The sequence below is a fragment of the Pseudomonas sp. AC112 genome (assembly GCF_979253545.1).
This window is the reverse complement of record NZ_CEEDCM010000001.1, coordinates 3,085,831-3,100,921: the sequence shown is the minus strand read 5'-3', so window position 1 is coordinate 3,100,921 and position 15,091 is coordinate 3,085,831. Positions and strand designations below refer to the sequence as shown.

General features: G+C 62.5%; 12 protein-coding genes. 7 read left to right on the top strand and 5 right to left on the bottom strand.

Features of this window, described 5'->3' with window-relative positions; all coding sequences use genetic code 11:
- Positions 1-17: 17 nt before the first annotated feature.
- Positions 18-1,919, bottom strand: coding sequence for a 3-dehydroshikimate dehydratase QuiC (gene quiC, locus AC0IYN_RS14420; protein WP_471841903.1), 1,902 nt, complete (start codon positions 1,917-1,919; stop codon positions 18-20).
- Between the two features lie 221 nt (positions 1,920-2,140).
- Between quiC and AC0IYN_RS14415 the strand changes: the two genes are divergently transcribed.
- A complete protein-coding gene (locus tag AC0IYN_RS14415) occupies positions 2,141-3,475 on the top strand; it encodes an MFS transporter (protein ID WP_099491020.1) in 1,335 nt (444 codons plus the stop codon).
- A 1-nt stretch (position 3,476) separates the two neighbouring features.
- On the opposite strand, the gene AC0IYN_RS14410 is transcribed toward AC0IYN_RS14415, so the two are convergent.
- Positions 3,477-4,355 (bottom strand): DMT family transporter, encoded by an 879-nt coding sequence (locus AC0IYN_RS14410; protein WP_034109392.1) that lies wholly within the window; start codon positions 4,353-4,355, stop codon positions 3,477-3,479.
- A gap of 178 nt (positions 4,356-4,533) precedes the next feature.
- Between AC0IYN_RS14410 and AC0IYN_RS14405 the strand changes: the two genes are divergently transcribed.
- From AC0IYN_RS14405 to AC0IYN_RS14395, 3 genes are all read left to right on the top strand, one after another.
- Positions 4,534-4,950: a membrane lipoprotein lipid attachment site-containing protein gene (locus tag AC0IYN_RS14405; RefSeq protein WP_078050292.1), complete on the top strand. Its 417-nt coding sequence runs from the start codon at positions 4,534-4,536 to the stop codon at positions 4,948-4,950.
- 155 nt (positions 4,951-5,105) lie between these two features.
- Positions 5,106-5,993: a KPN_02809 family neutral zinc metallopeptidase gene (gene ypfJ / locus AC0IYN_RS14400; RefSeq protein ID WP_400527381.1), complete on the top strand. Its 888-nt coding sequence runs from the start codon at positions 5,106-5,108 to the stop codon at positions 5,991-5,993.
- Positions 5,994-6,983, top strand: a complete 990-nt coding sequence (locus AC0IYN_RS14395; protein WP_457267613.1) for an alpha/beta hydrolase — start codon at positions 5,994-5,996, stop codon at positions 6,981-6,983.
- A gap of 130 nt (positions 6,984-7,113) precedes the next feature.
- Here AC0IYN_RS14395 and AC0IYN_RS14390 read toward each other — a convergent pair whose 3' ends face one another.
- Genes AC0IYN_RS14390 through AC0IYN_RS14380 form a run of 3 tightly spaced genes read right to left on the bottom strand, consistent with a single transcriptional unit; the run spans position 7,114 to position 9,175 of the window.
- On the bottom strand, positions 7,114-7,701 hold the full coding sequence (locus tag AC0IYN_RS14390; RefSeq protein ID WP_471841891.1) for an HAD family hydrolase: 588 nt from the start codon (positions 7,699-7,701) through the stop codon (positions 7,114-7,116).
- Positions 7,698-8,567, bottom strand: coding sequence for an acyl-CoA thioesterase II (gene tesB / locus AC0IYN_RS14385; RefSeq protein ID WP_025858197.1), 870 nt, complete (start codon positions 8,565-8,567; stop codon positions 7,698-7,700). The genes AC0IYN_RS14390 and tesB overlap by 4 nt, the downstream gene beginning before the upstream one ends.
- A 38-nt stretch (positions 8,568-8,605) precedes the next feature.
- Positions 8,606-9,175: a GNAT family N-acetyltransferase gene (locus AC0IYN_RS14380; RefSeq protein ID WP_471841885.1), complete on the bottom strand. Its 570-nt coding sequence runs from the start codon at positions 9,173-9,175 to the stop codon at positions 8,606-8,608.
- A 75-nt stretch (positions 9,176-9,250) separates the two neighbouring features.
- Between AC0IYN_RS14380 and AC0IYN_RS14375 the strand changes: the two genes are divergently transcribed.
- The 3 genes from AC0IYN_RS14375 to AC0IYN_RS14365 all read left to right on the top strand — a co-directional run bounded on the left by AC0IYN_RS14375 (position 9,251) and on the right by AC0IYN_RS14365 (position 15,024).
- The gene (locus AC0IYN_RS14375; protein WP_457240356.1) at positions 9,251-10,171 is read left to right on the top strand and encodes a histone deacetylase family protein; all 921 of its coding nucleotides are present in this window, start codon (positions 9,251-9,253) and stop codon (positions 10,169-10,171) included.
- A gap of 229 nt (positions 10,172-10,400) precedes the next feature.
- Complete coding sequence (locus AC0IYN_RS14370) at positions 10,401-13,724, top strand: type III effector HrpK domain-containing protein (protein ID WP_457240355.1); 3,324 nt, start codon at positions 10,401-10,403, stop codon at positions 13,722-13,724.
- Between the two features lie 73 nt (positions 13,725-13,797).
- Entirely contained in the window at positions 13,798-15,024 is a 1,227-nt protein-coding gene (locus AC0IYN_RS14365) for a TIGR03862 family flavoprotein (RefSeq protein WP_406596905.1), read from the top strand.
- Positions 15,025-15,091 lie beyond the last annotated feature (67 nt).

The window sequence follows — 15,091 nt, the reverse complement described above, 5'->3', positions numbered from 1 at the left end:
AAGCACCCGACCCGCCGTTATAAACGTGCCTGGCGCGCCGCACCGCTGCGCGATTTGGCCATCGCCGCCAGGCGCACTGCCACGTTGGCCGCGCCGTAGCCGGCATAGCCGTTCTTGCGCTGGATGATCTCAAAGAAAAACCGCCCTTCGAAGGGTTCGGTGTACACGTGAAACAACTCACCGCCCTGGGCGTCGCGGTCGTACAGCACGTTGTAGTACGCCAGTTCGCTGAGGAACTCATCGTCAAAGTCGAAACGCGCCGCCAGGTCATCGTAATAGTTGAGCGGGATATCCAGCAGCGGCACCCCGGCCTCTTTGGCGCGGCGCACTTCGGCGAAAATATCCGCGCAGTCGAAGGCAATGTGGTGCACGCCCGAGCCGCGATAGCTCGATAGCGCGTGGGAAATCGCCGTGTTGCGGTTTTCGGAGATGTTCAGCGGCAGGCGGATCGAGCTGCAACGGCTGCGCAGGGCGCGGCTTTTCACCAGGCCGTAAGGGTCGGGCAGCACCACTTCGTCATCGGCTTCGAAATCCAGCAGGCTCTTGTAGAACAGCACCCAACTGTCGAGGCTGTCGGCCGGCAAGGCCATGGCCATGTGGTCGATGCGCAGCAAGCCGCCGCTGGACGACGCGGCAGGCTGCAGGTTGAAGTCGGTGTCGTACAAGCCGCCTTCGCTTTGATCCACCAGGTAAATCAGGCTGCCATCTGGCGCGCGCACCGCCGCCAGTTCCAGCTCGTTGGGCCCGACCAGGCCGCGATACGGCTGGCCTTTGTACGCCACCGCCCGTTCCAGGGCCTTGGCGCTGTCCTTGACCCGAATCGCGGTGGCGCACAACGACGGCCCGTGGGCCTCAAAAAAGTTGTGCGCGAACGAATAGGGCTCGCAGTTGAGGATCAGGTTGATATCACCCTGGCGCAACAGGCTCACGCTCTTGGAGCGATGCTGCCCGGCCTTGACGAACCCCAGGCGTTCCAGCCAATGGGTGAGCTTAGCGCCGAGGCTTTCGTCCACGGCGAACTCGAGGAACTCGATGCCGTCGTATTCGCTGGCGGCCGAGGTATCGAACAGAATCTCTACAGGCTGTGCAGGGGCTTCCTGCTTAAGGCGCTCGCGGGTCTTCTCTTCCAGGTACAGCAAGGAGCGCAAGCCATCCGCCGCGTTTGCGCGGGTGGGTGCAGCACGGAAGCCGTCGTTGAAAATCTCCAGGGACAATGGCCCGGTGTAGCCACTCTTGATGATCGGCGCGAGGAACCCCGCCAGGTCAAATTCGCCTTGGCCGGGGAAGCAGCGAAAATGCCGGCTCCACTCCAGCACGTCCATGGCCAGGATCGGCGCGTCGGCCATTTGCACGAAGAAGATCTTGTCGCCGGGGATCTCGGCGATCGCGCTCGGGTCGCCTTTGAGCGACAGGGTGTGGAAGCTGTCGAGCAGCACGCCAAGGCTCGGGTGATCGACCTGGCGCACCAGGTTCCATACCTGCTGCCAGGTGTTCACGTGCTTGCCCCAGGCCAGCGCTTCATAGCCAATGCGCAGGCCACGGCGGCCGGCGTGCTCGGCCAGCAGGCTGAGGTCGTCGAGCAAAATGCGTTCGTCACCCACGCAGTCGGCCGAGGCATTGCTGCACACCAGCACCAGGTTGGTGCCCAGTTCCTGCATCAAGTCGAATTTGCGTTCGGCGCGCTCCAGGTTGCGGGCCAGGCGGTCACGGCGGCAGCCTTCAAAGTCGCGAAACGGCTGGAACAAGGTAATGGCAATGCCGAGGTCGGCGCACATCTGCCTGACTTCGCGGGGGCTGCCATCGTAATACAGCAGATCGTTTTCGAAGATTTCGACACCGTCGAACCCGGCCGCCGCGATGGCTTCGAGCTTTTCTGGCAGGGTTCCGCTCAAGGAAACGGTGGCAATGGAGCGTTGCATGGGCGACTCCCGGCATTTGAGGATGGTCTTATTTACGGCAAATTATTGGCCGCTAAACTGTCGACAGCAATTAAAATGTACGAACCGGTTAGTTTTTGGTGCGATTATCGAACACTATGCCGCTTTGGCGAATTGACGATTTTTTAACCGCTGCTCACCATCGATCCGGTAACAAAGACCCAGAACACACCATAAAAATTTCAAAAAACGGGTACGACCTCATGCCTCTGCAAAACTCCGCCCTGGCCGCGCGCCCGGGCAACCCGCACGCCGGTATCGGCGACAAGATCCGCGGCGCCCTGGCCGTGGGTAAAACGCGCTGGGGCATGCTGGCCCTGGTGTTCTTCGCCACCACCCTCAACTACATCGACCGCGCCGCGCTCGGTGTGATGCAGCCGATCCTCGCCAAGGAGATGAGCTGGACGGCGATGGACTACGCCAACATCAACTTCTGGTTCCAGGTCGGCTACGCCATCGGCTTTGTGCTGCAGGGCCGCTTGATCGACCGGGTGGGCGTGAAACGCGTGTTCTTCTGCGCGGTGCTGTTGTGGAGCCTGGCGACCGGCGCCCACGGTCTGGCCACCTCGGCGGTAGGCTTTATGGTGTGCCGGTTTATCCTCGGGCTGACTGAAGCGGCCAACTACCCGGCCTGCGTCAAGACCACACGCCTGTGGTTCCCGGCCGGCGAACGGGCGGTGGCCACCGGTATTTTCAACGCCGGTACCAACGTCGGCGCGATGATGACGCCGATGCTGCTGCCGTTGATCCTGCACGTGTGGGGCTGGCAGGCAGCGTTCCTGTGCATGTCGGCGCTCGGCGGGATCTGGCTGGTGTTCTGGGGCTTGAAGTACTTCAACCCGGAAGACCATCCCACCGTCAAACAATCCGAACTGGACTACGTGCAGCAGGAAGTCGAACCGGAACAACCCCGCGTACCCTTCAGCCGCATCCTGCGCATGCGCGGCACCTGGGCCTTCGCCCTCGCCTACTCGATGACCGCACCGGTATTCTGGTTCTACCTGTATTGGCTGCCGCCGTTCCTGAACCAGCAATACAACCTGGGCATCAACGTGACCCAGATGGGCATTCCGCTGATCATCATTTACCTGACCGCCGACTTCGGCAGCGTGGGTGGGGGGATTCTGTCGTCGTTCCTGATCGGCCGTGGCATGAACTCGATCAAGGCGCGGTTGCTGTCGATGCTGCTGTTTGCCTGCTGCATCGTCGGCGTGATCATGGCCGCCGGCTCAAGCCAGCTGTGGGTCGCGGTGTTTGCCATCTCCCTGGCGATTGGCGCGCACCAGGCCTGGACGGCCAATATCTGGAGCCTGGTGATGGACTACACGCCCAAGCACATGATGAGCACGGTGTTCGGTTTCGGCGGCATGTGCGCGGCCATTGGCGGCATGTTCATGACCCAGATCGTCGGCCACATCCTGACGGTGACCAACAACAACTACACCGTGTTGTTCACCCTGATCCCGGCGATGTACTTCATTGCGCTGACTTGGATGTACTTCATGGCCCCGCGCAAGATCCCGACCGTAGACGTCTAAGCTATCTGCGCCGCTGCTGCCAGGCAGCGGCCAGCCCGCTCATGCAGATCACCCCGATACCGACCACCGTGGTCAGGTCCGGGGTGTGGTTGAACACCAACCAGCCCAACAACCCCGCGAACACGATCTGGCAATAGCCGAACGGCGCCAGCAAGGCCGGCGCCGCAAAGCGGAACGCCTGGGTCAGCATCAAGTGCGCGGTCATCCCGCACGTGCCCAGGGCCAGCATCAACACGCCATGCCACAGCGTGGGGACCTGCCAGAAGAACGGCACCATCGCACTCATCACCAAGGTATTGCACAGGCCGGCGAAGAAGTTGCTGGTGGTGGGCGTGTCGTATTGGCTGAGGATGCGCGTGAGCAGTTGGTAGAAACAGAAGAACAGCGCCGAACACAGCGGCAGCAACACCGCCGGGGTGAACAGTTCGCCGCCGGGGTGGATGATGATCAGCACGCCGACAAACCCGCAGATCACCGCCAGCCATTGGCCACGCGTCACGTGCTCACCCAGCAGTGGCACCGAGAGCGCCGTCACCAGGATCGGTGCCAGGAAGTTCACCGCCGTGGCTTCCGCCAGGGGGATGTAATGCAGCGCCGCGGTGAAAAACAGGCTGGTGCCCAACAGGCACAGCGCCCGCACCACCTGCATCCCCGGCCGCTTGCTGCGCAACACCCGCAGGCCCGATTGCGGCAGGAAGATGCCTGCCATCAACAAGGTGTGCACCAGGTAACGGGCCCAGACCACCATCACGATCGGGTAGAACCCCGCCAGGTATTTGGACAAGGCGTCATGGCTGGAAAACAGAAACGTCGCCACCACAATCAGCAAAATGCCTTTGAAGGGGTGGTTGACGCCGGAAAGCGGGGTACTGACAGTCATTGAATTCTCTTGCGTGGCGCACGGTAGGACTCAACCCGGTAATCTAGCAGCCGGGCCGGCGTCTGCCCCAAGAGCATAACCAAACACCGTGCGAACAGCGCACTAAATCACCGGATTCGAGTCCAACGCTGCACCTTAGCCCCTGCGTTGTACACTTTTTAACCAAGGCCCTGCCGCTATGAAAAAAATACTCTTTGTTCTTTCTGCCCTCGCACTGCTCACCGCCTGCAACCAAGAAGCCAAGGACGCGCCCAAGCCCGCGCCGGCTTCCGTACAGGCCACCCTGGTGCCGCAAACCCCACCCACCGACAAATGGGTCGGCAAATGGATCGGCGTTGAAGGCCTCAACCTGACCATCGCCAAGGACGACAGCATCGGCCGTGGTCACTACATCCTCACCATGCAATACGGCCTCGACGCCGATGACTCGGGCACCTTCAAGGGCGAAGCGGCCGAGGACGGCATCACCTTCACCCGTCCGGACGGCCCGCAACTGCTGCGCGCCGGCGACGGTGCCGCCACCGGGCTGAAATGGCTGGCGGATAAAAAGGATTGCCTGGTGGTGGATACCGGCGAAGGTTACTGCCGCGACTGAAGCGGTTTTGCTGACACACGTTTCATCTGGCGCCCCTGCCGGGACCGGGCGAGAGCAGCGATACTACGCAGCTCTCGAACCTGTCGGACAGCCGGGCTGGCGCCATTCCTACGCACCAACAACACTGTTCCAGAGTTCATCGAGAGGATTGCCCCATGCTATGGAAAAAAGGCCGACGCAGCGACAACGTGGTGGATGCCCGCGATGACAGTGGAGGCGGTGGTGGCGGCATGCGCTTTGGAGGCGGCAAGGGCCTGAGCCTCACGGCCATCGTGCTGATCGTCGGCATCGGCTGGCTGACCGGCCAGGACCCCATGCAGATCCTCGGCCAACTGACCGGCCAGATGGAACAGGCGCCGTCGGTGAGCACGCAGTCGCGCCAGGCCCCTCCGGCCAACGATGAGCAAGCTGATTTTGTCCGCGCCGTACTGGGCGACACCGAAGACACCTGGGGCCAGGTGTTCCAGGAAAACGGGTTGGCCTACAAGAACCCGAAACTGATTCTGTTCCGCGGCCGGGTGAATTCGGCCTGCGGCGGCGCCACCTCGGCCAGTGGCCCGTTTTATTGCCCGGCAGACCAGCAGGTGTACCTGGACCTGGATTTCTTCCGGGAAATGTCGCAACGCTTCCAGGCCGCCGGAGACTTTGCGCAGGCTTACGTGATCGCCCACGAAGTCGGGCACCACGTGCAGACGCTGCTGGGTATCTCGTCGAAGATCCAGGCGGCGCGCCAGCAGGGCCGGCAGATGCAAGGCGACGGCGGCCTGCTGGTCCGCCAGGAGCTGCAAGCCGACTGTTTTGCCGGGGTATGGGCCAACCGTGCGCAAAAGCGCCTGAACTGGCTGGAGCCTGGCGACATTGAAGAAGCACTGAATGCGGCCAACGCCATTGGCGATGACCGCTTGCAGCAACAGGGTCAGGGGCGTGTGGTGCCGGACTCGTTTACCCACGGCACCTCGGCACAGCGGGTTCGCTGGTTCAAGACCGGCTTCGCCCAGGGCCAGATCACTCAATGCGACACCTTTACCGCCAAGAGTCTTTAGATGAATAAACGATTGGGATTGCTGCTGGGTTTGTTGGTCACCTGTTCCGCCTTGGCCGCCGGGCCTGTCGTAAAAGAGCATGGCGTAAAAGAAGTCAGTCCCGATCGTTTCCACCTGGAGGCCGGCGACCTCAGTCTGGGTTTAAGCCAGGACTGGACTAAACCGCTGCCCCAGGTCACCCGTGCCTTGATCATCGTGCATGGTCGCCTGCGCAATGCGCAGACTTACCTGCAAAGCGGTGAAGACGCCGCCGAGCATGCGGGCCAGGCCGCCCATACACTGGTGATTGCGCCGCAGTTTCTAAATGAATCCGACGTGAAGCGTAACCACCTGGACAACCAACTGCTGCACTGGAATGGCAACGACTGGATGGCCGGCGAACCCTCCACCGGTCCGGGGCAGATCAGCTCCTATGGCGCTCTCGACCAGATCATCAAGCACTTGGGCAACCGCAAGCTGTTCCCGGCGCTCAAGGAAATCGTGGTCGCCGGTCACTCCGGCGGCGGCCAGGTGGTGCAGCGTTTCGCGCTCACCGGACACGACCACCCAACCCTGCAAACCGAAGGCATCAGCCTGCGTTACGTAGTGGCCAACCCTTCGTCCTACGCTTACTTCACCCCGCAACGCCCGGTGAAGTTCGACGCCGCCAGTTGCCCCGGTTTCAACGACTGGAAGTACGGCATGCAAAACCTGCCGGCCTATGCCAAGGGCCAGAGCGCCGAGCAGCTTGAGCAGGCCTACGTGTCCCGCAACATCACCTACCTGCTGGGCCAGCAAGACACTGACCCGAACCACCCGGCGCTGGATAAAAGCTGCGCAGCCGAGACCCAGGGCGCGTATCGCCTGATTCGCGGGCACAACTATTTTGACTACCTCAAGCAGCGTCACCCGCAGTTGAGCCATCAACTGGTGGAAGTGCCGGGGGTGGGGCATAACGGGGATGGGATGTTTACGTCGCCGGAGGGCCAGCGGGTGTTGTTCGTCCAATAACTGACGGAACCGGATAAAACTGTGGGAGCGGGCTTGCTCGCGAATGCGGTGTGTCAGTCACTGAAAATGTTGACTGGCACATCGCATTCGCGAGCAAGCCCGCTCCCATATTTGATCTACATCGATTGAACTAGATCATCCGGCGCAAAACCGCACAATCCTCGGCATGCCAATCGGCCAACTCCGGCCAAGGATTCTCCGGCAAATTCACCAACACCGTGCGCGCCCCCGCCGCTCGGCCACAGTCCAAGTCGAAGCGATAATCACCGACCATCACCATCTCACTCGGTGCCACGTCCCAAGCGGCCGCCAGCTTCAGCAAGCCATCCGGATCGGGCTTGGGTTGCGCATCATCACGCCCGAGCACGTCCTCGATGGCAAAGCAGTCCGCCAGGCCGATCGCTTCCAGGGTGATATGCGCCAACTCGCGCGCATTACGGGTCAGGATGCCCAGGCGATAGCCACGTCCGGCCAGCTCGCGCACCAGCTCAACCGCGCCTTCTGCCGCAACTGAACCCAGCGCCAACTCGCGCTCATGCTCCAGCAACCAGGCATGCTTGGCCGCCGCAACAGCGGCAGGCAACGCCGCCAGGTGAGTGAGTATGTCGTCCTCGGGCGGAATCTCCAGGGCCACGCGAATGGCTGCGAAATCATGCACGGCCACTGTGAGGGTGCCGTCCATGTCGAACACCCAGTGCCTGACGTCCGCCAGGCTCATGCCCAATCCTTGCGATGGCGAATCAGGCCTTCCTGGGTCACCGAGGCCACCAGTTGCCCGGCGCGGTTGTACACGCTGCCACGGGAGAAGCCACGGGAATTGCCGGCCCATGGGCTGTCCATGGCGTACAGCAACCAGTCGTCGGCACGCAGGTCGGCGTGGAACCACAGCGCGTGGTCGAGGCTGGCGACCTGCATGTCTTTCTGCCACACGGTCTTGCCATGGGGCAGCAGCGAGGTGGTCAGCAAGCCGAAGTCCGAGGCGTAGGCCAGCAGGTATTTATGCAGCGCCGGCGCATCAGCCAGGGCGCCGTCGGCGCGAAACCACACGTATTTGACCGGGTCGGACGGTTGCGGGTTGAACGGGTCTTTCTCCGTCACCGGGCGCACTTCGATCGGCTTGGGGCACAGCAGTTTGTCGCGCATGTGCTCGGGGATCAGGTGCGCGCGCTGCTGGGTCAGTTCCAGCTCCGACGGCAGGTTTTCCGGGCCGACCACCACGGGCATGGTGGTCTGGTGATCGAAGCCCTGTTCGTCGTACTGGAACGAGGTGGTGCAGGTGAAGATCGGGTGGCCCTTCTGGATCGCGGTCACGCGGCGCGTGCTGAAACTGCCGCCGTCGCGCACGCGGTCCACCGAGTACACCACCGGCAACTTCGCGTCGCCAGGGCGCAGGAAATAACCGTGCAGGGAATGCACATGCCGCGCTTCTTCTACGGTCTGGCTGGCTGCCGACAACGACTGGCCGAGCACCTGGCCACCGAACAATTGGCGAAAGCCCAGGTCCTGGCTGCGGCCGCGAAAGAGGTTTTCCTCGATCGGCTCCAGGGTCAGCAAGTCCACCAGATCTTCCAATACTTGGCTCATAGAGCAACTCCTAAAATCTACGGGGCATTCCGGGCTGCCTATCCGTGCAGCGTGTCCAACCATTGGGCGCGGGTGATGCGGTACAAAACATGATGGCGCAGCGGGTCATCGGCTGCGACCTTGGGGTGTTCAAAATCTGCCAGCGGATCGTAATGCATACCGATGGCTTGCATGACTTTTTGTGATGGCAGATTGGCTTCCGTGGTGAAGGCAACAATTTCGTCCAGGCTCAAGCGATCAAACCCACAGCGCAATGCGGTCCACGCGGCCTCGCTGGCGTATCCCAGGCCCCAGTGTTTGCGGGCCAGGCGCCAGCCGATCTCCACCGCCGGGGTGAAGTCGGCGTCGAAGCTGACATTCAGCAGCCCGGTAAGGCCGATGAATTCGCCGCTGTCCTTGCGCTGCAACGCCCACAGGCCAAAGCCGTATTCGGCGAAGTGGCCGCGAATGCGGCCGATCAACGCGGCGCTTTCCAGATGGCTCAGTTTGGCCGGGAAATAACGCATCACCTGCGGGTCGGCGCACATGCGCGCAAACTCCGGCAAGTCGCTGTCGCGCCATTGGCGCAGCACCAGGCGTGCACTTTCCAATTCCAGTATCGGCTCCATGGGTCCCCTCCCTTGCCATGTGCGTGAGTGTACAGCGCTGTTAAGATCCGTCGCAGGTTCCCGTCAGAAAATCCCATGCCATTGCCATTGATCTACCACGATGACTACAGCCCCGAGTTCCCGGCGGACCATCGGTTCCCCATGGACAAGTTCCGCCTGCTGCGCGACCACCTGGTGGACAGCGGCCTGACCCAAGACAACCAACTGCTGCGCCCGCAACTGTGCCCGCCAGAGATTCTGGCCCTGGCCCATGACAGGGGCTATATCGAGCGCTACATGGGCGGCGAGCTGTCTCGCGAAGACCAACGTCGCCTCGGCCTGCCGTGGAACGAAGCCCTGGCCCGACGCACCGTGCGTGCGGTCGGCGGCTCGATCCTGGCGGCGGAGCAGGCGCTGGAACACGGCCTGGCCTGCCACCTGGCGGGCGGCACCCACCACGCCCACTACGATTACCCGGCAGGCTTCTGCATCTTCAATGACCTGGCGGTGATCAGCCATTACCTGCTGGCCAGCGGCCGGGTTAATCGCGTGCTGATCTTTGATTGCGACGTGCACCAGGGCGACGGCACCGCGCGCATCCTCCACGACACGCCGGACGCCATCACCGTGTCGCTGCACTGTGAAAAAAACTTCCCGGCCCGCAAGGCCCAGAGTGACTGGGACATCCCGTTGCCGATGGGCATGGGTGATGCCGACTACCTCAAGGTGGTGGACGACGCGCTCAATTACCTGCTGCCGCTCTACCAGCCCGACTTGGTGCTCTACGACGCCGGCGTCGACGTGCACAAGGATGACGCCCTCGGCTACCTCAAGCTGACAGACGAAGGCGTGGCCGCCCGCGATGAAAGCGTGATGCGCCACTGCCTGGGCCGCGACATCCCGGTGATGGGCGTGATCGGCGGCGGCTACAGCAAGGACCGCCCGGCCCTCGCCCGCCGCCATGGCATCCTGCACCACAGCGCGCAACGGGTGTGGACGTCATCAGGCTGTCACTGAACTGTGAGCGTTACCCACAATGCCTGTGGAACCACCTGTGGATAACTTGAGCGTAAGGACCTGAAAGCCCATAGCGGTATGGCCTGCAAGAAACTGTACGTTTTTTGATCAGATAGTTGTCCACACGCGTGAAACGTTGTGGAACCTGGCGTCCGTGGCCGTTTTGCAACAAAACTGCCGCACGCTGGCGTCACCTTGAAGGCCTCTCCCGCTTTCAGAGTACCCCGCGATGGCAACGTACAAGATCGGCAGCAACTCGACACCCGGCAATGACGACGCCCTGAAGAAAGTCGCCGCCACCTTCGACGCGGCAATGTCCCGCGCCCTGTCCGGCTTCAAGGAAGCCGCCCACCCCGGCAACTTCAAAGTGCTGGCCGTGACCGACAACACCAAGGACCAGAAGATCGCCGACGTCAAAGCCACCGGCGACCAAGAGGCAATCAAGCGCCTCAACGACCCGAACCTGGCCGACATCAGCAATACCGGCGTGCCCCTGGCCAACATCGCCAGCATCACCAAGATCTCCGATAACGTCCTGGAGCTGAAAACCCGCGACGGCAAGGACATCATCATTATCAAGCAGATGACCCCGTACCTGTTTGACGGCATGGCCGGCAAAGTCGACGCCGTGGACGCGCTGAACAAGAGCAAGGCCGACGGCTACCGCATCGCCCAGGCCGGCGACACCGCGCCGGGCCTGGACACCTACAAAGCCATCGGCCCGGCGGACGAAGTGGGGCCAGGAATGATTCGCTACGAAACCCTGTCGGGCGACAAGGTGGTCGTCAGTAAGGAAACCAACAGCGACCTGTATGAAAAGGTTAAGTCCGACGGCGAAACCTGGGGCCTGATCAACGACAGCAAGAACGAAGGCTATCGCCTGGTCGGCGCGGATGAAGCCGGCAGCGTGAGCCTGGTGGGTACACCGGAAGAACTCGGTCACGGGCTGATCCGCTACGAAACCGCTTCCGGCGACAAGATCATCGTGTCCCAGGCCATCAGCCCCGACCTGTACGCCTCGGTGGTGAAAGAATCCAACGGTATTTTTGGCGTCGACGGCGCCGTGGACACCCACTGGATCGACAACTCCAAGTACGCGAGCGCCAAGGACTGGGACAAGATCGTCGGCAACACCAGCGGCACGCCAACCCAGGAAGAACGCGACCTCGACCGCCCGCGCGCGGCCTCGAAGATGCTCAGCGACAACTGGGACAAATGGGGCCTGCACGACCGCCCCATCGATTTCTCCAACCCGCCCGCCGATCTGCCGCCCGAAGCCCAGGCCTGCCTCAAGTACCTGGCCGGCAGCCCGAGCCTGATGAACGCCCTCGACAGCGGCGGCCTGGGCAAAAGCGATGGGGTGATAACCCACGCCGATGTGGATAAGTTCATCAGCCAATCGAATAAGGATCTGTCAGCCGCCTCGAAGTCCTACGGCACCTTCCTCAGCAAGAACCCAGACGCCACCGGTTTGGCCAAGGAAAACGCCAAGTCCGCCGCCATCGTCATGGCCAATATTTCCCTGGTGAGCAGCGCCGGCCCGGAAATGCAGGGGCCCAACCAGCGCGCCAACAACGGCAGCCTGAACACCGCCAATCTAAAGGCGATCAAGGATGACTCGGGCCTGAGCCCCGAGTTGACCGGCGCTGCAGGCTATTGGTCCACCCCCGGCATGCTGCGCACCCTCGACATGGCCGGCGACCTGCCTGCCACTGCCAAGGCCGACGGCATCACACAGCAGAAAAACCTCGGCGCGTGGCTGGAAAACCAGGCGCCCAAGGACGACCACGGCGTGTTGATGATGCTCAGCAACGCCGCGGTACGCAGCTCGGTGGCCGACGTCGACACCTCCAAACTGACCAAGGACGTGCTCGAACACCCGGAGAACTACGACGGCAAGACCAAAGCCGCCGTGATGATGGAAATCAGCGACGCCCGCGCGCGCATGGCGGCCAGCGACAAAGTGGGCGACGGCGATCTGTACGCGGGGATCACGGCGGACACCGAATACCACCTCAACCCGACCAAATCCAAGGTCACCGACCAGCTCGACGCCGCCATTGGCAAGTTGTCCAGTGACCCGGATGTGAAGACCTTTCTCTCGCAAAACCAAGCGTCCGGCATGCACGATATCGTCAACAGCGACCCGGCGATCAAGCATGAACTGCAGGCCTACCAGGACGGCCAGATCAACAGCGGCAATGTGCTCAACACCGCGCTGAACACCAAAGGGGCTGATGGCAAACCGCTGTCGCTCATGGACGCCCTGAGCCTGGCCGGCACCGACGCCACCCTCACCGACCTGGCCCTGGGTGGCGACGGCCATGTGGACCTCAGTGTCATCGCGCAAAAGTCCGGCAAGTCCGGGGACATCGAGCAGTTCTTCAAGGACCACATCCTCAACGGCAAGGACCTGGAAGACGCCCTCGCCCAGCCGAACGCCGACCCGATGACCGCCATCGGCCAGTACGCTGCCCACGCGGAATTGCTCAAAGAGTTTCTCGGCGACAAAGTCTCGGCCCAGGATTCGTCGACCGTGCAGCAATACGTCAACCAGGCGGTGTCCGACTCCCTGGTCAACGGCGCCAACGACGACGTGCTCAAGGGTGCGTTCGGCGATGCGAATGGCAACTTTGATGAGGCCAAGACCACGGCCATCATCGAGAAAGCCATGGCCGACGACCCGCAGATGTTCAAAGACGCCACGGGGGCGCAGATCAAGCCACAGGACGTGATCTCGTTGATCCGCTCGATGTGGGACGTGAACCGTCAAGGCCAGAAGATCAGCGACGTACTGCCCAAGGCCGTGGACGGGCTGAAACTCAACGCCAGCGATTCTTACAAACAAGGCCTGCTGCACATCGGTAGCGCCTTGCTGGCCGGCGGCGTACTGGCGGCGCGCTCGGCCACAGGCGGCAACAGCCCGGCGGACAACGCCGGGCGCGTGGCGGCGGGCATGCAGTTTGCCGGCCTGATTACCGAGGGCGGCACCAAGTACGCCAAGGAAGCCGGCTACGGCATGACCTGGAAACCCACCCCGATCGACCCGAACAAACCCCAAGGCATCGGCGACTTCCCCACCGGCAAAATGGTGCAGAACACCGACGGCCTCAACCGCCTGGGCAACCTGGGCAAGATCGTCGGCGGCACCGGTAGCTTTATCGGCGGTGTGTTCGGCCTGATCAGCGGGGTCAACAGCGCCTTTGCCGGGGACAAACTCAACGCCGGTTTCTCACTCACCAGCGGTGCCCTGGGCACCGGCGCGGCAGTCGCCTCGATCATCGAAGGCGGCGCGGGCCTGTTCGGCATTGCCGACGCGGCGGCCATCGCCGGCACCTTCGCCGGCGTACTGGGTTGGGCCACCGCCGGTCTGGGCATCGTGACCAGCTTTGTGTTCCCGATCATCGAGGTGGTAAAGCGCGAAAAACAACAGGACGCGTTCTTTGGCAACCTGGTGCCGACCCTGGATAAATATGGCCTCACCGGCGGCCCGATCACCGACGCCGACCGTGCGGACGAGTACCCGCCGTACGCCAACACTGGTTTTGCCTGAGTACGTTTTGCCTAACGGCACGGGGCGCGCATTGCTTACAATGGGCGCCCTTTGTTTTTGACCAGGCCTGCCGATGTCCGCTACTGCTCCTTCCCACGTTGCCATTATCGGCGGCGGCCCTGCCGGGCTGATGGCCGCCGAAGTCCTGAGCCAGGCGGGCGTGCGGGTGGACCTGTACGACGGCATGCCCTCGGTGGGACGCAAGTTCCTACTGGCCGGCGTGGGCGGCATGAACATCACCCACTCCGAAGCGTACCCGGCATTCCTGTCACGCTACGCCGAACGCGCGCCGCACATGGCGCCGTTGCTGCGCAGTTTCGGGGCTGAGGCGTTGTGTGAATGGATTCATGGCTTGGGCATCGAAACGTTTGTCGGCACCTCCGGTCGTGTGTTTCCCACCGACATGAAAGCCGCGCCCCTGTTGCGCGCCTGGCTCAAGCGCCTGCGTGACCAGGGCGTGGTTATCCACACCCGTCATCGCTGGCTGGGCTGGAATGCCGAGGGCGACCTACTTATCCACAGCCCCGACGGCGAAAAAACGGTCCACAGCGATGCCGTGCTGCTGGCCCTCGGTGGCGGCAGTTGGTCGCGCCTGGGTTCCGACGGTGCGTGGCTCAAGTTGCTGGAAGACCGCGGCGTGCCCTACGCCCCGCTGCAACCGAGCAACTGTGGCTTCGAGGTGTCGGCCTGGAGCGAGCTGATGGTCAGCAAGTTCGCTGGCGCACCGTTGAAAAACGTCGCCATCGGGCTGGGGGATGACAAGCCTCGCCTGGGCGAATGCGTGGTCACCGCGACGGGGATCGAGGGCAGCTTGATCTACGCGCTGTCGGCGCCGATCCGGGAAGCGATCAACCGCGATGGTTCAGCCACCGTGCATATCGACCTGTTGCCGAGCAAGCCATTGGACAAAGTCCAGGCAGCCTTGGCAAAACCCCGTGGCTCTCGCTCGATGAGCAAGCATCTGCACAGTCAGTTGGGGTTGGACGGCGTGAAGGCCGCGCTGCTGCGTGAGTTGACGCCTGCCGAGCACTTCACCGATCCGGCGCAATTGGCGGTGGATATCAAGGCGCTGCCGTTGACGCTGGTAAAGACCCGGCCAATGGATGAGGCGATCAGCACCGCAGGCGGCGTGCCGTTCGAGGCGCTGGATGAGCGATTGATGCTCAAGCCATTGCCGGGGGTGTTCTGTGCGGGGGAGATGCTGGATTGGGAAGCGCCAACGGGCGGGTATCTGTTGACAGGGTGTTTTGCCAGTGGCAGAGCGGCTGGGCGGGGGATGTTGGAGTGGCTTAATCGCTGAGATTTGCGGTGAATTCCGAGCCGCCTTCGCGGGCAAGCCCACTCCCACCTTTGACTGCATTCCAATG